The sequence below is a fragment of the Micromonospora sp. LZ34 genome, assembly GCF_052981855.1.
In genome coordinates this window covers 14,062-36,766 of record NZ_JBRIQN010000025.1, presented here as the reverse complement: position 1 = coordinate 36,766, position 22,705 = coordinate 14,062, and the positions used below count along the sequence as shown (strand labels likewise).

At 73.8% G+C, this 22,705-nt stretch carries 20 protein-coding genes; 5 read left to right on the top strand and 15 right to left on the bottom strand.

The window, feature by feature from the left end:
- Positions 1 to 40: 40 nt before the first annotated feature.
- Together ACVCAH_RS23980 and ACVCAH_RS23975 are read right to left on the bottom strand one after the other, a co-directional pair.
- Positions 41 to 1,213, bottom strand: coding sequence for a zinc-dependent alcohol dehydrogenase (locus ACVCAH_RS23980; RefSeq protein WP_447138441.1), 1,173 nt, complete (start codon positions 1,211 to 1,213; stop codon positions 41 to 43).
- Entirely contained in the window at positions 1,210 to 1,845 is a 636-nt protein-coding gene (locus ACVCAH_RS23975) for an SRPBCC family protein (protein ID WP_447138440.1), read from the bottom strand. The genes ACVCAH_RS23980 and ACVCAH_RS23975 overlap by 4 nt, the downstream gene beginning before the upstream one ends.
- Positions 1,846 to 1,990: 145 nt before the next feature.
- On the opposite strand from ACVCAH_RS23975, the gene ACVCAH_RS23970 reads away from it, so the two are divergent.
- Together ACVCAH_RS23970 and ACVCAH_RS23965 are read left to right on the top strand one after the other, a co-directional pair.
- Complete coding sequence (locus ACVCAH_RS23970) at positions 1,991 to 2,728, top strand: class I SAM-dependent DNA methyltransferase (protein ID WP_447138439.1); 738 nt, start codon at positions 1,991 to 1,993, stop codon at positions 2,726 to 2,728.
- Positions 2,725 to 3,894, top strand: a complete 1,170-nt coding sequence (locus ACVCAH_RS23965) for a glycosyltransferase (protein WP_447138438.1) — start codon at positions 2,725 to 2,727, stop codon at positions 3,892 to 3,894. The genes ACVCAH_RS23970 and ACVCAH_RS23965 overlap by 4 nt, the downstream gene beginning before the upstream one ends.
- Before the next feature lie 175 nt (positions 3,895 to 4,069).
- On the opposite strand, the gene ACVCAH_RS23960 is transcribed toward ACVCAH_RS23965, so the two are convergent.
- From ACVCAH_RS23960 to ACVCAH_RS23950, 3 genes are read right to left on the bottom strand one after another with little or no spacing between them, the layout of a single operon-like run.
- The gene (locus ACVCAH_RS23960) at positions 4,070 to 4,720 is read right to left on the bottom strand and encodes a DUF3618 domain-containing protein (RefSeq protein ID WP_447138437.1); all 651 of its coding nucleotides are present in this window, start codon (positions 4,718 to 4,720) and stop codon (positions 4,070 to 4,072) included.
- The gene (locus ACVCAH_RS23955) at positions 4,717 to 5,175 is read right to left on the bottom strand and encodes a phage holin family protein (protein ID WP_447138436.1); all 459 of its coding nucleotides are present in this window, start codon (positions 5,173 to 5,175) and stop codon (positions 4,717 to 4,719) included. Before ACVCAH_RS23955 ends, ACVCAH_RS23960 begins: the two co-directional genes overlap by 4 nt.
- Before the next feature lie 28 nt (positions 5,176 to 5,203).
- Entirely contained in the window at positions 5,204 to 5,968 is a 765-nt protein-coding gene (locus ACVCAH_RS23950) for a hypothetical protein (protein WP_447138435.1), read from the bottom strand.
- Positions 5,969 to 6,219: 251 nt separating this feature from the next.
- Between ACVCAH_RS23950 and ACVCAH_RS23945 the strand changes: the two genes are divergently transcribed.
- Together ACVCAH_RS23945 and ACVCAH_RS23940 are read left to right on the top strand one after the other, a co-directional pair.
- On the top strand, positions 6,220 to 6,702 hold the full coding sequence (locus tag ACVCAH_RS23945) for a DUF4383 domain-containing protein (RefSeq protein ID WP_447138434.1): 483 nt from the start codon (positions 6,220 to 6,222) through the stop codon (positions 6,700 to 6,702).
- A 109-nt stretch (positions 6,703 to 6,811) separates the two neighbouring features.
- A complete protein-coding gene (locus tag ACVCAH_RS23940; protein ID WP_447138433.1) occupies positions 6,812 to 7,471 on the top strand; it encodes a DUF6766 family protein in 660 nt (219 codons plus the stop codon).
- A 7-nt stretch (positions 7,472 to 7,478) separates the two neighbouring features.
- Here the strand turns inward: ACVCAH_RS23940 and ACVCAH_RS23935 are convergent, their stop codons facing one another.
- The 8 genes from ACVCAH_RS23935 to ACVCAH_RS23900 form a co-directional block, all read right to left on the bottom strand.
- Positions 7,479 to 7,928: a GNAT family N-acetyltransferase gene (locus ACVCAH_RS23935; RefSeq protein WP_447138432.1), complete on the bottom strand. Its 450-nt coding sequence runs from the start codon at positions 7,926 to 7,928 to the stop codon at positions 7,479 to 7,481.
- A 70-nt stretch (positions 7,929 to 7,998) separates the two neighbouring features.
- Positions 7,999 to 9,495 carry a GTPase ObgE gene (obgE, locus tag ACVCAH_RS23930; RefSeq protein WP_447138431.1) on the bottom strand — a complete coding sequence of 499 codons (1,497 nt, stop codon included), beginning with the start codon at positions 9,493 to 9,495 and terminating at the stop codon, positions 7,999 to 8,001.
- Between the two features lie 88 nt (positions 9,496 to 9,583).
- Positions 9,584 to 9,841: a 50S ribosomal protein L27 gene (rpmA, locus tag ACVCAH_RS23925; protein ID WP_447138430.1), complete on the bottom strand. Its 258-nt coding sequence runs from the start codon at positions 9,839 to 9,841 to the stop codon at positions 9,584 to 9,586.
- Between the two features lie 11 nt (positions 9,842 to 9,852).
- A complete protein-coding gene (gene rplU, locus ACVCAH_RS23920; protein WP_447138429.1) occupies positions 9,853 to 10,167 on the bottom strand; it encodes a 50S ribosomal protein L21 in 315 nt (104 codons plus the stop codon).
- Between the two features lie 165 nt (positions 10,168 to 10,332).
- Positions 10,333 to 10,818: a hypothetical protein gene (locus tag ACVCAH_RS23915; RefSeq protein WP_447138428.1), complete on the bottom strand. Its 486-nt coding sequence runs from the start codon at positions 10,816 to 10,818 to the stop codon at positions 10,333 to 10,335.
- 119 nt (positions 10,819 to 10,937) lie between these two features.
- A complete protein-coding gene (locus ACVCAH_RS23910; RefSeq protein WP_447138427.1) occupies positions 10,938 to 13,955 on the bottom strand; it encodes an Rne/Rng family ribonuclease in 3,018 nt (1,005 codons plus the stop codon).
- A 131-nt stretch (positions 13,956 to 14,086) separates the two neighbouring features.
- Positions 14,087 to 14,806: a TIGR03936 family radical SAM-associated protein gene (locus ACVCAH_RS23905; protein WP_447138512.1), complete on the bottom strand. Its 720-nt coding sequence runs from the start codon at positions 14,804 to 14,806 to the stop codon at positions 14,087 to 14,089.
- A 169-nt stretch (positions 14,807 to 14,975) separates the two neighbouring features.
- On the bottom strand, positions 14,976 to 16,961 hold the full coding sequence (locus tag ACVCAH_RS23900) for a TIGR03960 family B12-binding radical SAM protein (RefSeq protein ID WP_447138426.1): 1,986 nt from the start codon (positions 16,959 to 16,961) through the stop codon (positions 14,976 to 14,978).
- Positions 16,962 to 17,146: 185 nt separating this feature from the next.
- On the opposite strand from ACVCAH_RS23900, the gene ACVCAH_RS23895 reads away from it, so the two are divergent.
- The gene (locus ACVCAH_RS23895; RefSeq protein WP_447138425.1) at positions 17,147 to 18,631 is read left to right on the top strand and encodes a hypothetical protein; all 1,485 of its coding nucleotides are present in this window, start codon (positions 17,147 to 17,149) and stop codon (positions 18,629 to 18,631) included.
- Positions 18,632 to 18,646: 15 nt separating this feature from the next.
- On the opposite strand, the gene ACVCAH_RS23890 is transcribed toward ACVCAH_RS23895, so the two are convergent.
- A complete protein-coding gene (locus ACVCAH_RS23890; protein WP_447138424.1) occupies positions 18,647 to 19,342 on the bottom strand; it encodes a lysophospholipid acyltransferase family protein in 696 nt (231 codons plus the stop codon).
- Between the two features lie 177 nt (positions 19,343 to 19,519).
- Positions 19,520 to 22,666, bottom strand: a complete 3,147-nt coding sequence (ileS, locus tag ACVCAH_RS23885) for an isoleucine--tRNA ligase (protein WP_447138423.1) — start codon at positions 22,664 to 22,666, stop codon at positions 19,520 to 19,522.
- Between the last annotated feature and the right edge of the window lie 39 nt (positions 22,667 to 22,705).

Sequence of the window (22,705 nt, the reverse complement as noted above, 5' to 3'; positions counted from 1 at the left end):
CACGGGGGCGGCCCTTCGTGGTGTTCGACGCGGCGACCGGTCAGGCCGGATGCAGGACGGTGCGCAGGCAGCCGTCCTGCTTCTTCTCGAACACCTCGTAGCCACGGACGCCCTGCTCCAGCGACATCGGGTGGGTGGCCAGGTAGCCGGGGTCGATCTCGCCGGCGGCGAGCCGGTCCAGCAGCATCGGGATGTAGCGCTGGGCGTGCATCTGCCCCATCCGCAGCACCAGCGCCTTGTTCATCGCCGCGCCGAGCGGGAACTTGTCGACGAAGCCGCCGTAGACGCCGACGATGCTCACCGTGCCGCCCTTGCGACAGGCCATGATCGCCTGCCGGACCGAGGTGGGCCGGTCGCTCTGCAGGCGTACGGACTGCTTGGCCTTGTCGTACGCGTACGCCGGACCGACGTCGTGGCTCTCCATGCCGACCGCCTCGATGCAGGCGTCCGGCCCCCGTCCGGCGGTCATCTCCCGCAGCGCCTCCAGCACGTCGGTCTCGGCGTAGTCGATCGTCTCCACCCCGAGCCGGCCGGCCGCGGTGGCCAGCCGCTCCGGCAGCCGATCGATGACGATCACCCGCCCGGCGCCGAGCAGTTGGGCGGCCCGGGCGGCCATCTGCCCCACCCCGCCGGCACCCCAGACCGCGACCACCTCGCCGCCGGTCAGCCCGCAGAAGTCGGCGGCCATCCAGCCGGTGGGCATCGCGTCGGAGGCGAACACCACCGAGTCGTCCGGCACCCCGTCCGGGACCTTGAACGCCCCGACGTCACCGAAGGGCACCCGGACGTACTCGGCGTGCGAGCCGGCGTAGCCGCCGGCCGCGTGCGAGTAGCCGAGGATGCCGGCCGGCGAGTGCCCCCAGAGCTTCTCGGTGAAGACCGGCTGCGGGTTGGAGTTGTCGCAGAGCGAATACTGCTCGGTCCGGCAGTACCAGCAGCCGCCGCAGGCCACCACCGAACCGACCACCACCCGGTCGCCGACCTTCAGCCGCCGCACCCCCGGCCCGGTCTCCACCACCTCGCCCATGAACTCGTGGCCGAGCACGTCGCCCTCGCGCATGGCCGGCAGGTAGCCGTTGATCAGGTGCAGGTCGGAGCCGCAGACGCTGCTGGCCCGGACCTTGACGACGATGTCCCCCTCGGCGCGGATCCGCGGCTCGGGCACGTCGCGCACCGCCAGCTTGCCGACCCCCTCCCAGCACAGCGCCCTCACGCCCGGCCTCCCGTCGCCAACTTCTCGCGCACCTTGTCGGTCGCCCGCTCCTGGGCCGGGTCACGGCCGGACGGGTCGCGCCGGGTGTCGATCACCTGCCCGGCCTCGATCAGTGACTTCACCCGCCGCAGGGTGTCCCGCAGGGCCAGGTCCGGTTCGTCGCCGGCGGCCAGGCCGAGCGCCCGGCGCAGCGGCCCGGAGCGGTAGCGCAGCTCGGCCCGGATCTCGGTGCCCCGGTCCTGCGGCGCGGGCACCAGCTCGACCGTGCCCTGCTGCTCCGGCCCGTCGGTCACCCGCCAGCTCAGCCGCCCGGGGCCGACGACGCTGATCTCGGCGCACCACTCTGTCCCGCCACCGGCCGCGTCGCGTGCCACGCACCGCCAGCGGTTCTCGGCCAGCTGCTCCAGCGTCGCCCACTCCGCCAGCGCCCGGTCCAGCCGCTCCCGGTCGGTCCAGAAGCCGAGCACCGCCTCCACCGGCCGGTCCACGGTCACCCCGCGCCGCACCACGTACCAGCCGCCCTGCCGCTGCGGCTGGTGACGACGGCGGCGCCGGGCCACCACCCGGGCGGCGCCGAGCGCGGTCAACGCCCCGGCACCGAGCACCGCCCACCTCGTTCCGTTGCTGGTCATCACGTCTCCTCCAGCGGGCGTCTCGGGGTTGGACCGCCCGTGCCCGTTGCGCTACCCGGCGCCGGCCCGACGAAACGGCGGACCGGTTTGATCCGCCGATATCCGGGCACCTGCTGGGCACTCACAGCTCGCCCTGGAGGCCCCGTTGCCCTTCGACGCCAGTGCCTACGGCCGGCAGATCGCCGACGTCTACGACGAGGCGTACGCCCACCTGAACCCGGACGCGGCCGTGGACCGGCTGGCGGCGCTGGCCGACGACGGCCCGGTCTGCGAGTTCGGCATCGGCACCGGGCGGCTGGCCCTGCCGCTGGTGGAGCGGGGCCTGACCGTCGCCGGCATCGAAGGGTCGCCGGAGATGGTGGCCGGGCTGCGCGACAAGCCGGGCGGCGACAAGATCGAAGTGGCGGTGGGCGACTTCGCGCAGACCCGGGTGCCCGGCGAGTTCGCCCTGGTGGTGCTCGCGTTCAACACCGTCTTCGCGCTGCCCGACCAGGCCGCGCAGGTGGCCTGCTTCCGCAACGCCGCCGCCCACCTGCGCCCCGGCGGCCGGTTCGTGGTCGAGGCGTGGGTGCCCGACCCGGGCGCGTTCCGGGCCGGCTCGGCGCTGCGGCCGGTCCGGGTCGCCGAGGACGAGGTGCTGCTGGAGGCGGCCGTGCTACACCCGGCCGAGCAGCGGATGACCACCACGAAGATCCGGCTCACCGACGCCGGCGTCCGGCTGCTGCCGGCCAACCACCGCTACGCCTGGCCGGCCGAGCTGGACCTGATGGCCGAGCTGGCCGGGATGACCCGGGAGCACCGCTTCGCGGACTGGTCGGGCCGACCGTTCACCGACGACAGCCGGGAGCACGTCTCGGTCTGGCGACGGCCGGAGGCGGCGTGAGCGCCCCGACCCGCCCGGCCGGCGGAGCCACCGACGACGACCACGCCCGCCGGGCCGCCCTCGCTCCGGCCGGTTCGGCCACCGGTGACGGCGCCGCCGACCGGTCCGGGCCCGCGCCGGCCGGCTCCGTCGGCGGCGACGGCGACGCCAGGCCCGGGCCGGCCGGGTCGACCGGCGGCGACGTTCCGGCCGGCGACCGGTCGCGCCGGCTGCCGGTGTCGTACGTGCTGCCGCTGCGCTGGGCCGATGACGCCGGCCTGGCCGAGCTGACCGGATACCTGCGCTGGCTCGCCACCCGGGTCGAGGTGACCGTGGTCGACGGGTCCGCCCCCGAGGTCTTCGCCCGGCACGCGCGCACCTGGCGCGGGCTGGTCCGGCACCTGCCCCCGGATCCCGCCCTGCGCAGCGTCAACGGCAAGGTCACCGGGGTGCTCACCGGCGTCCGGGCGGCCCGGCACGAGCACGTGGTGATCGCCGACGACGACGTCCGCTACGACGAGACCGGGCTGCGCGCGGTGCACCGGCTGCTGCACCGGGTGGACCTGGTCCGGCCGCAGAACTACTTCGACCCGCTGCCCTGGCACGCGTACTGGGACACCGGGCGGACGCTGCTGAACCGGGCGCTCGGCGCCGACTACCCGGGCACCCTCGCGGTGCGCCGGAGCACCTTCCTCGGCATGGGCGGCTACGACCCGGACGTGCTCTTCGAGAACCTGGAGCTGATCCGCACCGTGCGCGCGTACGGGGGCACCGAGGCGGCCCCGGCCGGGCTCTACGTCCGCCGGCTGCCACCGGACACCGCGCACTTCCGCGGCCAGCGGGTCCGCCAGGCGTACGACGACCTGGCCCAGCCGGTGCGGCTGGTCACCTCGCTCGCGGTCCTGCCGGCGCTGGCGGCGGCGGTCGCGGCCCGGCGGCCGGGGCTGCTGCTCGGCGCGGCGGTGACCACCGTGGCGCTGGCCGAGGTGGGCCGGCGCCGGGCCGGCGGCACCGCCGTCTTCCCGCCCGCCACCGCCCTGACGGCGCCGCTGTGGCTGCTCGAGCGGGGGGTGTGCGCCTGGCTGGCGGTCGGCCGGCGGGTGCTCTTCGGCGGCGTCCCCTACGCCGGCACCCGGATCCGCCGCGCCGCGCACTCCGAGCGCGCCCTGCGCCGCCGCCTGCGCTGACCGCGATCTTGCACTTTCCGCCCGGGCGGACCGGTAGAAATGCCGCACAGGGCGGGCCCGAAGTGCAAGATCGCGGGGGTTGCCGACGGGCCGGACCGCACACGGCAGCTCGCGGCCACTGTCCGGCGGGGTGCCGGGAAGTGGCCGCGAGCTGGAGTGTGCGGGGACCGGCTGGTCAGTACCGGACCTGGTCGCGGGGCTGTTGCGCCTGGTCCTTGACGTCCTGTGCGGCAGACTTCGTGTCGTCCTTGACGGCGTGCACGGCGTCCTGCGCGGTGGACTTCACCGACTCGGTGGCCTGCTGCGCCGGCTCGCGCAGCTCCTCCTTCAGCTCGCCGGCCACCTCGGTCAGCTTCTCCTTGACCGCGCCGGTGTGCTCGCCGGCCATCTCCTTGACCTGCGTCGCCACCTGCTGCTCCCGACGGGTGGCCGGGATCAGCGAGGAGGCCAGCCAGCCGACGCCGAACGCGATCAGGCCGGCGGCCAGCGGGTTGCCCTCGGACTTCTCCCGGATCACCTGCGGCGCCCGCTGCGCGGCGTCACCGACCGTCGACGCGGCCGACTGCGCCTTGTCGCCGACCGTGTGCGCCGCCGAGGAGGCGCGGTCGCCCACCGAGTGGGCGGCGTGGCCGGTGCCGTGGCCCAGGTCCGAAGCGGTTCCCATCACCTTGTCCCTCACATTCTGCAGCGCGGTACGGGCCCGCTGCTTACGGTCGTCGACGATGCGGCTCGGGCTGACCTTGTAGGCCAGCGCGTCCACATCGGAGCTCAGGTTGTTGCGGGTGGCCTCGATCTCCCGGCGGATCTGGGCGGGATCGGTGCTCATCGGGTGACCTCCTGCGGGTGGGGCTTGAGCGCGTCGGGGATCCGCTGCACGCTGTCGTTGGTCTGCTTGAGGCCGCGGATCCGCTCCGCGTTCTTCTTCGCCATGGAGTAGAGGACGGCGGCGATCACGCCCCAGACGACGGCCACGATCAGCGCCGCCCAGCCGGCGTCCATCACGTTGGACAGCCCGGCCCACAGGGCCAGCGAGAGGAACAGGGCCACCATGTAGCCGCCGAAGCCGGCGCCGCCGAAGAACCCGGCGGCCTTGCCCGCCTTCCTGCCCTCCTGGCGGATCTCCGCCTTGGCCAGCTCCACCTCCTGGCGCATCAGGGTGGACAGGTCGGCGGTGACCTGGCGCATCAGCTCGCCGAGCGAGCTGCCCCTGACCTCGTCCGCGGTGTGCGGGGCACCCGCGTGTCCGGAGTTCGGCCCGGACCCCTGCGTCGGCATGCTCATGCCGCCGCCTCCCTTCGGATAACTCGGCTCACGGACGGGTGGTCCCGCTCGACGGCACGCCCGGCAGCGGGTCGGTCTGGTTCACCGGCGGCAGCGGCTGACCGGTGCCGCCGGCCGGGTCGGCGTAGCTGGTGGTGGTCCCGGAGTCCGGGTAGGCGCCCGGCGTCGGGTCGAGGTAGCCGCCCGGCGGCACGGCGTCCGGCACCGCCCGCGGTGCCGGCGGGGTCGGGATGACCGCGGTCCGGTCCGGGTCGTAGCCGGCGTCCGAGCCGTACGCCCGGTGGGCGCCGCTCTGGTCGGCGGAGAGGTTCTTGGTCAGCCGGCCGGCGAGCACGCCGAGCACGGCCGCGCCGACGAGGAAGGTGCCCGGGTTGCGGCGGGCGTAGTCGCGCACCTCGGTGAGGATGTCGCCGGGCTCGCGCGCCTCCAGCCAGCCGGCCACCCCGTGCACCCGGTCGGCGGCCTGGCGGGCGAGTTCGCTCACCGGGCCGGCCTGCCCGCCCTGCTCGGCCATCGAGCGCATCTCGTCGGCCAGCGACCGGAGCCCGCCGGCGGCGCGGCGCTGCTGCTCGCTGGTCTGGCCGGCGAGCTGGGTGCGGGCCTCGCCGTACAGGTTGCGCGCCTGGCGGGCCGCCTCGCGGCCGACCTCCTTGCCCTGCTCCTTGGCGGTCTCCGCGACCGCCCCGCCGGCCTGCGCGGCCTCCGACCCGACCTGGCGGGCCTGCTCGCGGACGCCGCCGTTGGTCGACTCCTGCCCGTAGGTGGCAGACGTGGATGACAGATCGTAAGTCATGATGTCCCTTCCGCTCGGAAAGTCGTCGCGGTGTGCTGGGGGAACGCGCCGGTCGTCCGGCCGACGCGGACATTCACCTACCCTCCGTCGCCGGGTCCATACCTGATTCGCCATTTCTCTGCGGAGCCGTCCGCGCAGGGTTACAAAATGGAGGATCGTCGGGTTGGGTGACGTCGCCGATGCGGACAGTCACGAGCGCTTCTCGCGAACCGGCGCCGCGGAGATTCCGCGGATCCACGGAGGTGACATCGATGGCGCGTGACGCACGCGGTGGCGCGACCGCCGGGCCGAAGCCCCGGGTCCAACTCGCCGCCGCGGCCGCGGCCGGGGTCTTCGCCCTGCTCGGGGTGCTCGGCTTCATCCCCGGCATCACCACCGGCTACGACCAGATGACCTTCGCCGGACACCACTCGGAGGCCATGCTGCTCGGCGTGATCCAGGTGTCGATCCTGCACAACATCCTGCACCTGGGCTTCGGCCTGGTCGGCCTGGTGATGGCCCGCCGGGTGGCCGGGGCGCGGGTCTTCCTGGCCGGCGGCGGCGCGCTCTACCTCGGGCTCTGGCTCTACGGCTTCGCCATCGACCAGGAGAGCGGGGCGAACCTGATCCCGGTCAACGACGCCGCCAACTGGCTGCACCTGGCGCTCGGCTTCGGCATGCTCGCCTTCGGCCTGCTGCTCTCCAACCAGGTCGGCACCGGCGGCCGGCTGGACACCCCGTTCGACCGCCCCTGACCGGGGGCGGTACTGGCGCGCCGGCGGTGTGACCCGCCCGTCGGCGGAGTTTGCCAGGTGATCCGCTGGGGCAACGGAGAGTCACCGGATCTCCGACGAGGAGGCGACGATGCCCCGCTGGCTGCGGAACAACGCCCTGAGCGTGTCGATGTTCGGCGCGTTCCTGGTCTTCCTGGTGCTGCAGAGCGTGTTCGGCTGGCAGACCCACAACGAGGAGCTGGCCGAGTTCGGCGCCCCCCAGCTCAGCTGGTGGGCCTACCTGGGCACGGGGCACTTCGGCGAGGCGGTCTTCGAGAACTGGGAGTCGGAGTTCCTCCAGATGGGCGGCTACGTCCTGCTCACCGCGTACCTGGTGCAGCGGGGGTCGGCGGAGTCGAAGCCGCTGGAGCAGACCGACCGGCCCGAGGACGACGAGCGGCGGGCCACCCCGAACTCCCCCTGGCCGGTACGCGCCGGCGGGCTGCCGCTGGTGGTGTACCGCAACAGCCTCTCCCTGGCGCTACTGCTGATCTTCGCCGGCTCGTTCCTCGGCCACCTGCTCACCGGCACCGCCGAGTACAACCAGCAGCAGGCGTTGCAGAGCGGTGCCCCGCCGATCGGCGTCTCGGAGTTCCTCGGCACCAGCGACTTCTGGTTCCAGTCGATGCAGAACTGGCAGAGCGAGTTCCTCGCCGTCGGCACGCTGATCGTGCTGAGCATCTTCCTGCGTCAGCACGCCTCCCCGGAGTCGAAGCCGGTCACCGTGGAGCACGCGCACACCGGCGACTGACCGGGCGTCAGGCCCGCACCGCCAGCCGCTTCGCGAAGCAGACGCTGTACGGGTTGTCGACGTACTCGCCGTAGACCGGGATCGGCTCGTAGCCGCAGGAGGTGTAGAGCCCGATGGCCGCCGGGAGGTACGTCCCGGTCTCCAGGCAGACCGTCTCGTGCCCCTGCCGGAAGGCCAGTTCCTCCAGCGCGGCGAGCAACTGCCGGGCGATCCCCCGTCCCCGGTACGCCGGCCGGACGTACATCCGCTTGACCTCGCCGGTGCCGGCGTCCAGCGCCTGGATCCCGCCGCAGGCCACCGCGCGCCCACCGACCACCACCGCCAGGTAGCGGATGTCGTCGTGGGTCACGGTGACCTGCCCGTCCAGCCCGCCGTCGGCCTCGCGCAGCTCGCGCTGCTGGGCCGTGACCAGGGCGGCGATCTCCGGATCGGTGGCGGGACGTGACTCGATCAGCATCACGCCACGTTACGATGCCCGGATTTCGGCCAGGTTTCCGGCAGTCGACCTGGTCACGGAGCGCAACGAGCTATTCGGCGTCGATCTCCCCGACCCGGTCCGGGCCGGTCTCGGCGACGTCGACCTCGCCGGAGGTCACCTCGCCGGCCACGACCTCGTCGGCCGGCCGCTGCCGGCGGGCCTTGCGGGCCGCCAGCCGCTCGGCCGCCGAGGCGCGGGTCGACTTCTCCTCCAGCCGGACGTCGGTGCCCCGGCTGCCCGGGACAAAGTCGACGCCCGCGTAGAGGGTGGGCTGCCAGTCGAACTCCCGGTCGCCGATCCGGACCAGGTCGCCCGCCTCGGCGCCGGCCTTCGCGAGCTTCTCCTCGACGCCCAGCCGGGCCAGCCGGTCGGCGAGGTAGCCGACCGCCTCGTCGTTGTCGAAGTTCGTCTGCCGCACCCACCGCTCCGGCCGTACGCCGCGCACCACCCAGGCGCCGTCCGGCGCCGCCGCGATGGTGAAGCCGGCGTCGTCCACCGCGGTCGGACGGATCACGATCCGGGTCGGCTCGGCCGGCGGCGCCGCCTGGCGCGCCTGCTCCACCAGCTCCGCCAGTGCGTACGTGAACTCCTTGAGCCCCTCCCGGGTGGCCGCGGAGACCTCGAACACCCGCAGGCCGCGCGCCTCCAGGTCGGGGCGGACGATCTCGGCGAGGTCCCGGCCGTCCGGCACGTCGACCTTGTTCAACGCGACCAGCCGGGGCCGGTCGGCCAGCCCGCCGTACTCGGCCAGCTCGGCCTCGATGGTGTCGATGTCGGCGACCGGATCGCGGCCGGGCTCCAGGGTGGCGGTGTCGATCACGTGCACCAGCACCGAGCAGCGCTCGATGTGCCGGAGGAACTCCAGGCCGAGCCCCTTGCCGGTGGCCGCGCCCGGGATCAGGCCGGGGACGTCGGCGACGGTGAAGGTGTGGTTGTCGACCCGGACCACGCCGAGGTTGGGCACCAGGGTGGTGAACGGGTAGTCGGCGATCTTGGGCTTGGCGGCGGAGATCACCGAGATCAGCGACGACTTGCCGGCCGACGGGAAGCCCACCAGGCCGACGTCGGCAACGCTCTTGAGCTCCAGCACCACGTCGAGCTGCTCGCCGGGCTCGCCCAGCTCGGCGAAGCCGGGGGCCTTGCGTCGGGCGTTGGCCAGCGCCGCGTTCCCGCGCCCCCCGCGCCCGCCCCGGGCCACCTCGAAGGTGGTGCCGGCGCCGACCATGTCGGCCAGCACGGTGCCGTCGAGGGCCTGCACCACGGTGCCGTTGGGCACCTTCAGCACCAGGTCGGTGCCGTTGGCGCCGTCCCGGTTCGAGCCCGCGCCGCCCTTGCCGTTCGGGGCCTTGACGTGCGGGCGGAAGTGGAAGTCGAGCAGCGTGGTCACCTGCGGGTCGACGACGAGCGACACGCTGCCGCCGTGCCCGCCGTTGCCGCCGTCGGGGCCGCCGAACGGCTTGAACTTCTCCCGATGGATCGAGGCACAACCGTGCCCGCCATCGCCGGCCTGCAGGTGCAGGACGACCCGGTCAACGAACGTCGCCACGCCGTCAATCCTTCCAGCGAGGCACAGCCCCGCACGAGAAAAGCGAAACGGGCCGGGACACCAGGTCCACGGCCCGCTTCGCGGAAAACTACTGCTGTGCCTGAACGATGCTGACGGTCTTGCGACCGCGCTTCGTGCCGAACTGAACCGCACCGGCGGCCAGCGCGAAGAGCGTGTCGTCGCCGCCGCGGCCGACCAGGTCACCGGGGTGGAACTTGGTGCCACGCTGCCGGACGAGGATCTCGCCGGCGCTGACGACCTGACCACCGAAGCGCTTCACGCCGAGCCGCTGGGCCGCGGAGTCACGACCGTTACGCGAGCTGGACGCACCCTTTTTGTGAGCCATCTGAGGACGACCTACTTCCCGCTGGAGATGCCGGTCACCTTGACCTGGGTCAGCGGCTGGCGGTGACCCTGGCGCTTGTGGTAGCCGGTCTTGTTCTTGAACTTGTGGATCCGGATCTTCGGGCCCTTGGTGTGCGCGGCGATCTCGCCGGACACCGAGACCTCGGCAAGCTTCGCCGCGTCGGTCACCAGGTCGTCACCGTCGACGAGGAGCACCGCGGTGAGCTTCACCGCGTCGCCGGGGTCACCGGCGAGCTTCTCGACCTCGATCACGTCGCCCTCGGCGACCTTGTACTGCTTGCCGCCGGTCTTGACGATCGCGTACATCGGAGGCGGACTCCCTGTCGTTGAGGCTGCTGGCGGTAGTCCCCGCGGCGGCTCGCCGGGTAGCAGTGGCACGGCGGCCCGGGCACGCGGGAACTCGGCACACCAAAGTGCGCCGCAGGCAAGCGTACGCCATGGCGGGGCCGACGCCCAAACCGGGCCGGCGGGTCAGCGGCCGCAGAGCTCGTCGAGGCGCTGCTGGAGCCGGTCGAGCTCGGTCTCGTCTATCGCGTCGAGGTCGGCGCCCATCGCCTCGACCTCGCCGGCCAGGTCGGTCAGGAGCGTCTTGAGCTGGGGATCCTCGGCCCGCGCGGACTGCTGCCGCAGGGCGGTCCGCCAGCCGGCGAGCGCGGCCCCGGCCCGCCGCCGGGCGGTTTCCGCCGCCGTGGTGTCGTTGGCGCCGATCGCGGCGAGCATCCTGCCCACCTCCTCGACGTACGTGGTGACCGCGGCCCCGCCGGCCTGCCGCGCGGCGGCGCACACCTCGGCGTCGTCGCCGGCCGCCCCGCCCGCCGTCGGGTCCGACCCGGTCGTCCCGGCGCCGGCGGTGACGGCCGGGGCGGCCGGCCCGGCGGCCTCCGGCCGGTCGGCGGCGGCACAGCCCGTCGCGACGAGCAGAACGGCGGTGGCCGCGGTGGCGGCGAGCAGACGCATCCTTCTCCTCCTGGCCCGGGGCGGACCGGTTCCCGGCCCGGCCGGCCCGGACGGCAGAGCCCCTCCCACCGGACTTTGCCGGCGAAGGGGCCCTGTCAAACCCGGAGCTGGTCAGCCGGTCACGGCCGGGTCCGCCGCCGGGCGCCGCCACGGCGCGACCGGCGCCGTCCGGTGCCGCCCTCCGACTCGTCGGCGTCCGCCTCGGCGAGCGCGTCCGGGTCGTCCGGCGCGGCCAGCCGGGCCGACTCGCCCTGCTGGCTGTCGGCGACCTCCGGCGCGGCGGCGGTGTCCGACTCGTAGCGGGACAGGTCGTAGCCCATGGTGTCGTGGTAGTCGGCCTCGGCCGTGGTGGTGTCGGTGTCCGTGTCGGTCACCTCGACCACGGTCCGCTCGGCCGGCGCGCTCTTGCGCGCCCGCCGCCGGGACGTCCCGCCCGCGGCTTCGGCCGCCGGAGCGGTGACGGCCGAGGCGACGGCCTTGACCTTCTCCCCCGCCCCGCCGGTGCGCGCCTTCTCGGGCACCGGCTCGGGGTGGATGATCACACCCCGACCCTTGCAGCACTCGCAGGTCTCGCTGAACGCCTCCAGCAGGCCCGCGCCGATCCGCTTGCGGGTCATCTGCACCAGGCCCAGCGAGGTGATCTCGGTGACCTGGTGCTTGGTACGGTCCCGGCCCAGGCACTCGGTCAGCCGGCGCAGCACCAGCTCCCGGTTCGACTCCAGCACCATGTCGATGAAGTCGATCACCACGATGCCGCCGATGTCGCGCAGCCGGAGCTGGCGGACGATCTCCTCCGCGGCCTCCAGGTTGTTCCGGGTGACCGTCTCCTCCAGGTTGCCGCCGGCGCCGGTGTACTTGCCGGTGTTCACGTCGACCACGGTCATCGCCTCGGTCCGGTCGATCACCAGGTGACCGCCGGAGGGCAGGAAGACCTTGCGGTCGAGACCCTTGAGGATCTGCTCGTCGATCCGGTACTCGGCGAAGACATCGGTGGTGCCGACGTGCCGGCGCAGCCGGGCGACCAGGTCCGGCGAGACGTGCGACAGGTACGACTCGACCATGTCGTACGCCCCGTCGCCCTCGATGACCAGTTCGCGGAAGTCCTCGTTGAACAGGTCCCGGACCACCCGGATGACCAGGTCCGGCTCCTCGTAGAGCAGCACCGGGGCGCCACCCTCGGCCGCCTTGGCCTGGATGTCCTCCCACTGCGCCTGCAGCCGCTTGACGTCGCGGGCCAGCTCGTCCTCGCTGGCGCCCTCGGCGGCGGTCCGCACGATCACGCCCGCGCCGTCCGGAACCAGCTTCTTCAGCACGTCCCGCAGCCGCTTGCGCTCGTTGTCCGGCAGCTTCCGGCTGATCCCGGAGGCGTTGCCGTTCGGCACGTAGACCAGGTGCCGGCCGGAGAGCGCGATGTGGCTGGTCAGCCGGGCGCCCTTGTGCCCGATCGGGTCCTTGGTGACCTGCACCAGCACCGAGTCGCCGGACTTCAGCGCCTGCTCGATCGAGCGGGCCCGCCCCTCCAGGCCGGTGCTGTCCCAGTTGACCTCGCCGGCGTACAGCACCGCGTTGCGGCCGCGGCCGACGTCGACGAAGGCCGCCTCCATGCTGGGCAGGACGTTCTGCACCTTGCCCAGGTAGACGTTGCCGGCCATGGTGCCGGCGGAGTTGCGGGTGACGTAGTGCTCGACCAGCACGCCGTCCTCGAGCACGGCGATCTGGGTGCGGTCGCCACGCTGGCGCACCGCCATCACCCGGTCGACGGCCTCCCGGCGGGCCAGGAACTCCGACTCGCTCAGGATCGGCGGGCGGGTCCGGCGCTGCTCGCGGCCGTCCCGGCGGCGCTGCCGCTTGGCCTCCAGCCGGGTCGAGCCGGAGACGCCCTGCACCTCGTCCACGGTCCGGCGGGGCTCGCGGATCTTGACCACGGTCGGCACGCCGTCCTCGACGGCGCCCTCGGCCTCCCCGGCACCCCGGCGACGCCGGCGGCGCCGGCGGCGGGTCAACCCCTCGCCGCCCTCGGCCTCTTCCTCCTCGGCCTCCTCGGCCTCGGCCTCCTCGGCCTCGGCCTGGATGGCCTCCTCGGCTTCCTCGTCCTCGACGTCCTCGACGCCGCCCTTGCCGCGGCCCCGGCCGCGGCGACCCCGGCGGCGCCGGCGGCGGGCAGCGGCGCTCTCCTCGTCCTCGTCCTCGGCGGCCTCCTCGGTCTCCTCGGTCGGCTCCTCCTCGGCCTCCACCGCCTCGACCGGCTCCACCTCGCGGCGGCCCCGCCGGCGCCGGCGGGACGGCTCGACCGCCTCCTCGGCGGGCTCCTCGACCGACGCGGCCGGGACGACCCGGGCGACCGGCAGTTCCTCCGGCTGCGGGGGCATGAAGAGCACGGTGGGCGCGGAGAGCGCGGCCCGCCGGCGGCGGGTGCGCGGCTCCGGCTCGACGACGGCCGGCTCGGCCGCCTCCTCGGCGGACGGGCTGACCGCCACGCCCGGCGGGACCTCGCCGGAGCGGGGCTCCGCCCCGCTGCCGGCCGCTGGCGCGGCGGCGCCGAAGTCGGTTCCGGCCGCCGGCTCGGTGTCCGGGCCGGCGGCGGCCGGCGCCGACGGCGGGGTCGCCTCGGCGGCCGCCTCGGGCTCGGTGAGCGGCTCGGCGGTCGGGCCGGTGCCCTCCTCCGCCGTCTCCGCGGCCGGCTCGGCCGCGGCGGGGGCGGCCTTGCGCCGCCGGGTACGGGTGGCCTTGACCGGCGGCACGACCTCGGCGGACGTCTCCGCTGCCGCCTCGGCCACGACCGGCGGCTCCTCGGCGGCCTTCGCGGTGCTGGCCTTGCGCCGGCGGCGCGGGGTCTTCGGTGCGGCGTCGAGATCGCCGGAGATCGGGGCGAGCACCTCCGCCTCCGGGGCCTCCCCGCTGCCCGACGCGGGCGCGGTGGACGCCTCGACCGGCGCCTCGATCTGCTCGGGCTGGTTCAGCGGGGTCGCCCGCTTGCGCGTGGTGCGGCGCCGGGTCGGCGCGGCCGGGGCCTCGCCCTCGGCGCCCGCCAGGGGCGCGCTTCCGACGGCGCCGCCGTCGACGGTGCTGCTGTCAGCGGTCTCACCGGCCGGCTGTGCGCCGGTCCGTTCGCCGCCCTCGGGCTCGTTCTCGAGCATGGACGTTCTCCAGTTCTGGCTACCCCGGGCGCGGGTGAGCGCTGCCACGCAGGGTTGCCGCAAAGGTGTTTCCGCCGGGCGCGCTAGCTGTGCGACCGGCGAAGTCTGCCTGCCTGGGCGCTGACCGTCGGTCAGTGCCCGCCGATGGTTGCCCCGTCGCGGTCCGCTTCCAACGGATCCGCGATCGCACCCTGCGCGGTCAGCGTGCCCTGAGCCAGCCGGATCACCCTCGGCGGTACCGGCGGCTCCAGGTCGGCCACCACGCGGAGGCCGGAAAGGACGTCATCGGGTCGTACGGAGGGGGTGACCTGCCGGACGACCAGTTCGAGTATCGCACACGGTACGGCCACCGCCCCGGAAGGCGTCTCCGTCGGCGCGACGACATCGATGGAGATGACCGCGGCCCGGGCGTCGAAGGTGCGCCGGCCCTGCTTGGTCATCCGCTCCACCAGCACCTCGCCGGCGGCGGTGAAGGCGGACACCGCGGCCGAAAGCACGCCCGGGTCGACCTCGGGCAGCTCGATCCGCCAGTGCGACGCCTCGATCCGGTCGGCCAGACTGCCGCCGCCGGCCACCACCGCGTCCAGCACGTCGAGGCCGGGCGAGAGCGCGGCGTCCAGCGCGGCCCGCAGCTCCGCCGGGTCGACCTGCTCGCGCAGCCCGATCTCCAGGTACTCGGCCTCGCTCGCCACGCCGGTCGGCGCCGCGCTGGCGTACGAGATCTTGGGGTGCGGGGTGAAGCCCTGGGAGAAGGCGACGGGCACCCCGGCCCGGCGCAGCGCCCGCTCGAACGCCCGGGCGAAGTCCCGGTGCGAGGTGAACCGCAACGGTCCGCGCTTGGCGTACCGGATCCGGACGCGCTGGACGACCGGCGCCTGCCCGCCCTCCGGCTGTGGTCTCTTACTGATCGTCGTGCTCCTCGTTCGGTCAGTGCTCGTTGATCATGAAATTGTCGTCATCGGCACCGCGTGTTCGCCGACGACACCTTCATGATCAACCAAGTGGGCCCCCGGGCGCCGGTCAGGGCTGGGCGGGGGTGGGCAGCTTCAGGCCGTTGATCGGGGTCAACGGGAGGAGCTTCTTTCCGGTCGGGCCGATCTGGATCTCGGTGTCCATCGCCGGGCAGACGCCGCAGTCGAAGCACGGGGTCCACCGGCAGTCGTCCTGCTCGTACCCGCTCATCGCGTCCTGCCAGTCCTGCCAGAGCCAGTCCTTGTCCAGCCCCGAGTCCAGGTGGTCCCAGGGCAGGACCTCCAGCTCGTCGCGCTCGCGGGTGGTGTACCAGTCGAGGTCCACCCCGAACGCGGGCAGCACCTCGGCGGCCGCGTCCACCCAGCGCTGGTAGGAGAAGTGCTCGCTCCAGCCGTCAAACCGGGCGCCGTTCTCCCACACCTTGCGGATCACCGCGCCGACCCGGCGGTCACCGCGGCTGAGCAGGCCCTCGATCAGCGACGGCTCGCCGTCGTGGTAGCGGAAGCCGATCGCCCGGCCCAGCGAGCGGTCCGCGTTGATCGCCTGCTTGAGCAGCTTGAGCCGGCCGTCGATGACCTCCGGCCGCTCCATCGCCGCCCACTGGAAGGGGGTGTGCGGCTTCGGCACGAAACCGCCGATGGAGACCGTGCACCGGATGTCCTTGGATCCGGTGGCGGCCCGACCGGCCCTGATCACCTCGTGCGCCATGTCCGCGATCTCGAGGACGTCCTCGTCGGTCTCGGTGGGCAGGCCGCACATGAAGTAGAGCTTCACCTGCCGCCAGCCGTTGGTGTACGCGGTGACGACGGTCCGGATCAGGTCTTCCTTCGACACCATCTTGTTGATGACCTTGCGGATCCGCTCCGACCCGCCCTCCGGGGCGAAGGTCAGGCCGGTCCGCCGCCCGTTGCGGGACAACTCCTGGGCCAGGTCGATGTTGAACGCGTCCACCCGGGTGGACGGCAGCGACAGCGAGACGTTGGTGCCCTCGTACTGCTGGGCCAGGCCGGAGCACATGTCGCCGATCTCCGAGTGGTCGGCCGACGACAGCGACAGCAGACCCACCTCGTGGAAGCCGGAGAACTCCAGCCCCTGCTGCACCATCTGCCCCACCGTGGTGATGGACCGCTCGCGGACCGGCCGGGTGATCATCCCGGCCTGGCAGAACCGGCAGCCGCGGGTGCAGCCCCGGAAGATCTCCACCGCGTACCGCTCGTGCACCGTCTCGGCGAGCGGCACCAGCGGCTTCTTCGGGTACGGCCAGGCGTCCAGGTCCATCGTCGTGCGCTTGTGCACCCGGAACGGCACGTCCGCCCGGTTCGGCACCACCCGCTGGATCCGGCCGTCGGGCAGGTAGTCGACGTCGTAGAAGCGCGGCACGTAGACGCTCTCGGTGCGGGCCAGCCGCAGCAGCAGCTCGTCCCGCCCGCCCGGGGAGCCCTCGGCCTTCCACTCCCGGACGATCGCGGTGATCTCCAGCACCGCCTCCTCGCCGTCGCCGAGCACGGCGGCGTCGACGAAGTCGGCGATCGGCTCCGGGTTGAACGCGGCGTGCCCGCCGGCCACGATCACCGGGTCGGCGTCGGTGCGGTCGGCGGCGAGCAGCGGGATGCCGGCCAGGTCGATCGCGGTGAGCAGGTTGGTGTAGCCCAGCTCGGTGGAGAACGAGACGCCGAACACGTCGAAATCGCGCACCGAGCGGTGCGCGTCGACGGTGAACTGCGGCACGCCGTGGGCGCGCATCAGCTGCTCCAGGTCCGGCCAGACCGCGTAGGTGCGCTCGGCGAGGACGTCGGGCTGCTCGTTGAGCACCTCGTAGAGGATCTGCACGCCCTGGTTGGGCAGGCCGACCTCGTAGGCGTCGGGGTACATCAGCGCCCAGCGCACGGTCGCCGCGGCCCAGTCCTTGACCACCGCACCCAGCTCGCCACCCACGTACTGGATGGGCTTGGTCACCTGGGGCAGCAGCGGCTCCAGCCGGGGCCAGACGGATTCGCCCGCGGCGGGGCGCGGGGTGGTGGACGGGACGCTCATGATGCCCAAGGGTACGCGTCCCGGCGGCGGGGGCGGCGCGCACGCCGCCGCCGGGTCACCGGGAGGCATCGCCGCGCGGGATGGCCGCCGCCGCACGCGGGGTGGCGGCCGCCGGGCGGTGGGCGGCTCCCCGGTGGTGGCGGAGCGGTACTAACCTCGGATCGGCGCGAGAGGAGATTGCCGCGATGCCGCAGCCGCAGCCGGGAGCAGACCGGCCGGCCGACGGGAGCACCCCGGACCAGCACCCGGACCGGGGTCCGGCGGTCAGCGAGGAGCCGACCCTCTCCCCCGTACCGCCCGCCGACAGGCCCCGCACGGGCCCGGAGGGCACCCGCGAGCTGCCCACCGACCAGTCCGGCCGCGACCCGGAGGCGGACGGGCCCACCGCGGCCGCCCCGCCCGCCAGCGAACCCGCGGACGACGGGCCGCACGACCCCGACACGCCGCCCGCCGACGCCGCAGACGCGGACCCGCGGGACACCGACGCACCGCCGGCCGACGCCGGCCCGCAGGGCACCCGCCGGCTGCCCGGCGACCAGGCGGCCGACGCCGCCACCCCGGCACCCGACGCGGCACCGGCACCGGACGCCGGCCCGCAGAGCACCCGGCGGCTGCCCGCCGACGAGCCGGAGGCCGCGCCCCGGTGGAGCGGCTCCGCCCCGGTCCCGCCCCCGCCGCCGCGCCGACGGGCCTGGGGCGAGTCGGCCGAGCCCACCCCGGTGCCGCCGGCCCCGCCCGAGCCGCCGGAGCACCGGGTCCCGGTCGACCCCTGGGCGCACGCGGACACCGGCGGCTGGGAACTGCCCTCGGCCGAACTCCCGGCCCTGCCGCCCACGCTGCCCTACCCGGTGCCGCCGCCGACCCGGCCGTACTCCGGGCCGCCCGCGCCGCCGCCCGCCTTCCCGGCCCCCGCGCCGCCGCCGGCTCCGGTGTCCCCACCGCCGGCCGCCCGGCCGGGGCCGCCGCCCGCGCCGGTCGCCCGGCCGCCGGCCCCGGTGGCCCCGCCACCGATGGCCCCGGTGCGGCCGCCCCGGCAACGACGCGGCAAGACCCCGCCGCCGGTGGCGCCGCCCCCCGGCTGGCAGGCCCCCAAGGGGTACGTCCCGGTCGCCGTCCGCAAGCGCCGCCGCTGGCCCTGGCTGCTGCTGCTCAGCCTGGCCTGCTGCTGCGGCTGCCCGGCCTACTACGGCATGCCGATGGCGACGCAGTACCCGGCGCACGCCACCCTGCCGGCCGAGGTGGCCGACCTGCGGCTACGCGACGACAACCGGGCCGAGGCGACCGCCAGGCAGTTGGAGACCGAGGTACGCAAGGCGCACTGGCTGGCCGAGGAGACCTTCGCCGGCGTCTACGCCACCGGGGACGGCAAGCGGGTCACCGTCTTCGGCGGCACCGGTTTCCGGCTCACCCCGGAGGCGGACGCCGAGGAGGAGCTCGCCCGGCTCACCGAGCAGTACCAGCTCGGCGAGGCGCAGGTGGTCGAGACCGGGGTGCGCGGCCGACACGGGCGCTGCGCGGCCGGCCGCGACGGCGGCACGGACGTGGTGGTGTGCACCTCGGCCGACCACGGCAGCATCGCCACCGCAGTGTTCACCCGGCTCTCCGTCGACGACAGCGCCCGGCTGCTCGACACGCTGCGCGGACAGATCGTCACGGCGGAGCAGAACTGAGCCGATCGGCCGGGGTCAGGCCGGGCTGTCCCCGGAGGTGGCCGGGTGGGCCCGCGGCGGGGCGTACCGGGGCACATACTCCTGGCCGGTGAGCTTCTGGATCTCGCTCATCACCTCATCGGTCATCGCCCGCAGCGAGGTCCGGTCGTCCGGCCGGCCGGTGAAGTCCAGCGGCTTGCCGAACCGGATGGTGATGTCCGCCGGGAGCAGCCGGGGCATCCGGGCGCCGATCGGCTGGACCTTCTCGGTGCCGATGGTGCCCACCGGGATCACCGGCACCTGAGCGGCGACCGCCAGCCGGGCCACCCCGGTGCGCCCGCGGTAGAGCCGGCCGTCCGGTGACCGGGTCCCCTCCGGATAGACGACCACCAGGTCACCACCCTTGAGGGCGGGGATCGCCGCGTCGAACGCCGACAGCGCCGCCCGCCCGCCGGCCCGCTCGACCGGGATCGCGCCGAGGCCGGTGAGCACCGCCTTGCTGAACCGGCCCCGCAGGCCGGTGCCCTTGAAGTAGTCCGACTTGGCCCAGAACGCCAGGTGCCGGGGCACCACCGTGCCCAGCAGCAGCTCGTCGGCGACCGAGAGGTGGTTGGCGGCGAAGATCGCACCACCGGTCGGTGGAATGTGCTCCAGCCCTTCGACGCGGGGACGCCAGGCCAACCGGAGCGCGGGCGCCACGGTGAGCTTGCCGATGGTGTAGAGCAGGGGCACGGATCCTCCGGCGGTCGGGCTGGGCGGGCGCTGTCACGTTAGCGGACGCCACCCGGACGATCCGCGCGGGTGGCGGACGGTCCGGCGGCTGGTCCGGGAGCGTGGCGACGGGCGGGAGAGACCCTTCCGCTGCGCGAACGCGGCGGAAGGGGCCCCTCCTGCCACCTCACCCGAATCTCATACCCGGCGAACCGCGACCGTCACCCGGTCGCCCTCGCCGACCTCCCCGGTGAACCCCTCGACGCCGTCGACGACGTCGACCGAGTCGGCCAGCACCTCCCGGGCGACGAAGTCCGCGAACCCGGCCACCGCCGCGCGGACCTCCTCGGAGGCCGACAGCGCCACCACGATCCGGTCCGAGACGTCCAGGTCGGCGTCCCGGCGGGCCTGCTGCACCACCCGCACCACGTCCCGGGCCAGCCCCTCGGCGGCCAGCTCGGGGGTGACCTCGGTGTCCAGCACGACCACGCCCTCACCGCCGGGCAGCGGCGCCGAGTGCTCGGCGTCGGCGGCGACCAGGCGCAGCTCGTACTCGCCCTCGGCCAGGGTGACCCCGGCGGCGACCGGGGCGCCGTCGACCAGCTCCCACTCCCCCGCCTTGACCGCCTTGATGACCTGCTGCACCTGCTTGCCGACCCGCGGCCCGAGCGCCCGGGGCACCACGGTCAGCACCTGCTGGCAGTACGCGGACACCTCGTCGGTGAACTCCACCGCCTTGACGTTGACCTCGTCGGCTACCAGGTCGGCGAACGGGCGCAGCTGCTCCGCCGCCGGGGAGGCGACGGTGAGCTTCGACAGCGGCAGCCGGACCCGCAGCCCCTTGGCCTTGCGCAGCGACAGCGCCGCCGAGGCGACCGCGCGGGTGTCGTCCATCGCCGCCACCAGCTCATGGTCGGCCGGGAACCCGGTGGCGTCCGGCCAGTCGGTCAGGTGCACCGACCGCTCACCGGTGAGGCCGCGCCAGATCTCCTCGGCGGTCAGCGGCGCCAGCGGCGCCACCACCCGGCAGAGCGTCTCCAGCACCGTCCACAGCGTGTCGAACGCGTTCTGGTCACCGGACCAGAACCGGTCCCGGGAGCGCCGGACGTACCAGTTGGTCAGCGCGTCCAGGAAGGACCGCACGGTGGCACAGGCGCCGGAGATGTCGTACGCGTCCAGCTGCGCCTGGACCGTGTCGACCAGCTCGCGGGTCTTCGCCAGCACGTACCGGTCGAGCAGGTGGGTGCTGTCGGTCCGGCGCCGCGCCTGGTACCCGTCGGCGTTGGCGTAGAGCGAGAAGAAGTACCAGACGTTCCAGAGCGGCAGCAGCACCTGCCGGACGGCGTCGCGGATGCCCGCCTCGGTGACCGCCATGTCGCCGCCGCGCAGCACCGGCGAGGACATCAGCATCCAGCGCATCGCGTCCGAGCCGTACGCGTCGAAGACGTGGTAGACGTCCGGGTAGTTGCGCAGGCTCTTGGACATCTTGCGCCCGTCGGAGCCGAGCAGGATGCCGTGGCTGAGGCAGTTGCGGAACGCCGGCCGGTCGAACAGCGCGGTGGCCAGCACGTGCATGGTGTAGAACCAGCCGCGGGTCTGCCCGATGTACTCCACGATGAAGTCGCCCGGGTAGTGGTGCTCGAACCAGTCGGCGTTCTCGAACGGGTAGTGCACCTGGGCGAACGGCATCGAGCCGGACTCGAACCAGCAGTCCAGCACCTCCGGCACCCGGCGCATCATCGACCTGCCGGTCGGGTCGTCCGGGTTGGGGCGGACCAGCTCGTCCACCGCCGGCCGGTGCAGGTCGGTCAGCCGTACGCCGAAGTCCCGCTCGATCTCCTCCAGCGAGCCGTAGACGTCGATCCGCGGGTAGGTCGGGTCGTCGGACTTCCACACCGGGATCGGCGAGCCCCAGAACCGGTTCCGGCTGATCGACCAGTCCCGGGCGTTGGCCAGCCACTTGCCGAACGAGCCGTCCTTGATGTGCCCCGGGGTCCAGTTGATCTGCTGGTTCAGCTCGACCATCCGGTCCTTGAACGCGGTCACCGCGACGAACCACGACGACACCGCCTTGTAGACCAGCGGGGTGTCGCAGCGCCAGCAGTGCGGGTAGGAGTGGGTGTAGGTGTCCTGCTTGAGCACCACCCCCCGCTCCTTGAGCTCCCGGATCACCGGCTTGTTGACGTCGAAGACCTGCTCGCCCTGGTACGGCGAGACCAGCGCGGTGAACCGGGTGTGGTCGTCCACGGTGACGACGGTGGGGATGCCGGCCGCGTTGCAGACGTTCTGGTCGTCCTCACCGAAGGCCGGGGCGAGGTGGACGATCCCGGTGCCGTCCTCGGTGGTGACGAAGTCCGCGCCGAGCACCTGGTAGGCGTTCTCCCCGGCCTGCTCCACCAGGAAGTCGTAGAGCGGGGTGTAGCGGCGTCCGACCAGGTCGGCGCCGCGCACCGTGCCGACCCGCGCGTACCCCTCCAGCTCCTTGTCGTACGCGGCCAGCCGGGCCGCGCCGACGACGTACCGCCGGCCGTCGCGCTCCAGCACCGCGTACTCGATGTCGGGGCCGACGGCGAGCGCCAGGTTGGACGGCAGGGTCCACGGCGTGGTCGTCCAGACGCCGAGCCGCACCGGCCCGCGCACCAGCTCGGGGGCGGACTCGTCGGGGGTCAGCTCGAACCAGACCGACAGCGTCGGGTCGTGCCGGTCCCGGTAGACGTCGTCCATCCGGGTCTCGGTGTTCGACAGCGGCGTCTCGCAGCGCCAGCAGTACGCCAGGACCCGGAAGCCCTCGTAGACCAGACCCTTGTCGTGCAGGGTCTTGAAGGCCCACATGACGCTTTCCATGTAGTCCAGGTCGAGGGTCTTGTAGTCGTTGGCGAAGTCGACCCAGCGGGCCTGGCGGGTGACGTACCGCTCCCAGTCCTGGGTGAACTCCAGCACCGAGGTGCGGCAGGCCTCGTTGAACCGGGCCACGCCGAGGTCGAGGATCTCCGCCTTGCTGGTGATGCCGAGCTGCTTCTCGGCCACCACCTCGGCGGGCAGGCCGTGGCAGTCCCAGCCGAAGCGCCGCTCGACGTGCTTGCCGCGCATGGTCTGGTAGCGCGGCACCACGTCCTTGACGTAGCCGGTGAAGAGGTGCCCGTAGTGCGGCAGGCCGTTGGCGAACGGCGGGCCGTCGTAGAAGACGTACTCGTTCTTGCCGTTCTCCCCGGCCGGACGGGCCTCCACCGACGCCTCGAAGGTCTTGTCGGCCGTCCAGTGCTCCAGGACCCGGCGCTCGACCGCGGGCAGGTCCGGGCTCGCCGGCACGCCGGCGGCGGTCGGGTCGTGCAACGGATAGGCCATCGGGGGTCGCTCTCCTCGCGCAGCTCACTCGTCGTGTGG

Bases quoted from the DNA above. Each gene is read 5' to 3' on its own strand.
- ACVCAH_RS23910 (WP_447138427.1), bottom strand. From the start codon at position 13,955: ATGCTCGAGAACGAGCCCGAGGGCGGCGAACGGACCGGCGCACAGCCG.
- ACVCAH_RS23960 (WP_447138437.1), bottom strand. From the start codon at position 4,720: ATGAGCACCGATCCCGCCCAGATCCGCCGGGAGATCGAGGCCACCCGC.
- rpmA (WP_447138430.1), bottom strand. From the start codon at position 9,841: ATGGCTCACAAAAAGGGTGCGTCCAGCTCGCGTAACGGTCGTGACTCC.
- rplU (WP_447138429.1), bottom strand. From the start codon at position 10,167: ATGTACGCGATCGTCAAGACCGGCGGCAAGCAGTACAAGGTCGCCGAG.
- ACVCAH_RS23940 (WP_447138433.1), top strand. From the start codon at position 6,812: ATGCCCCGCTGGCTGCGGAACAACGCCCTGAGCGTGTCGATGTTCGGC.
- ACVCAH_RS23945 (WP_447138434.1), top strand. From the start codon at position 6,220: ATGGCGCGTGACGCACGCGGTGGCGCGACCGCCGGGCCGAAGCCCCGG.
- ACVCAH_RS23895 (WP_447138425.1), top strand. From the start codon at position 17,147: ATGCCGCAGCCGCAGCCGGGAGCAGACCGGCCGGCCGACGGGAGCACC.
- ACVCAH_RS23950 (WP_447138435.1), bottom strand. From the start codon at position 5,968: ATGACTTACGATCTGTCATCCACGTCTGCCACCTACGGGCAGGAGTCG.
- ileS (WP_447138423.1), bottom strand. From the start codon at position 22,666: ATGGCCTATCCGTTGCACGACCCGACCGCCGCCGGCGTGCCGGCGAGC.
- ACVCAH_RS23900 (WP_447138426.1), bottom strand. From the start codon at position 16,961: ATGAGCGTCCCGTCCACCACCCCGCGCCCCGCCGCGGGCGAATCCGTC.
- ACVCAH_RS23955 (WP_447138436.1), bottom strand. From the start codon at position 5,175: ATGAGCATGCCGACGCAGGGGTCCGGGCCGAACTCCGGACACGCGGGT.
- ACVCAH_RS23975 (WP_447138440.1), bottom strand. From the start codon at position 1,845: ATGACCAGCAACGGAACGAGGTGGGCGGTGCTCGGTGCCGGGGCGTTG.
- ACVCAH_RS23935 (WP_447138432.1), bottom strand. From the start codon at position 7,928: ATGCTGATCGAGTCACGTCCCGCCACCGATCCGGAGATCGCCGCCCTG.
- ACVCAH_RS23915 (WP_447138428.1), bottom strand. From the start codon at position 10,818: ATGCGTCTGCTCGCCGCCACCGCGGCCACCGCCGTTCTGCTCGTCGCG.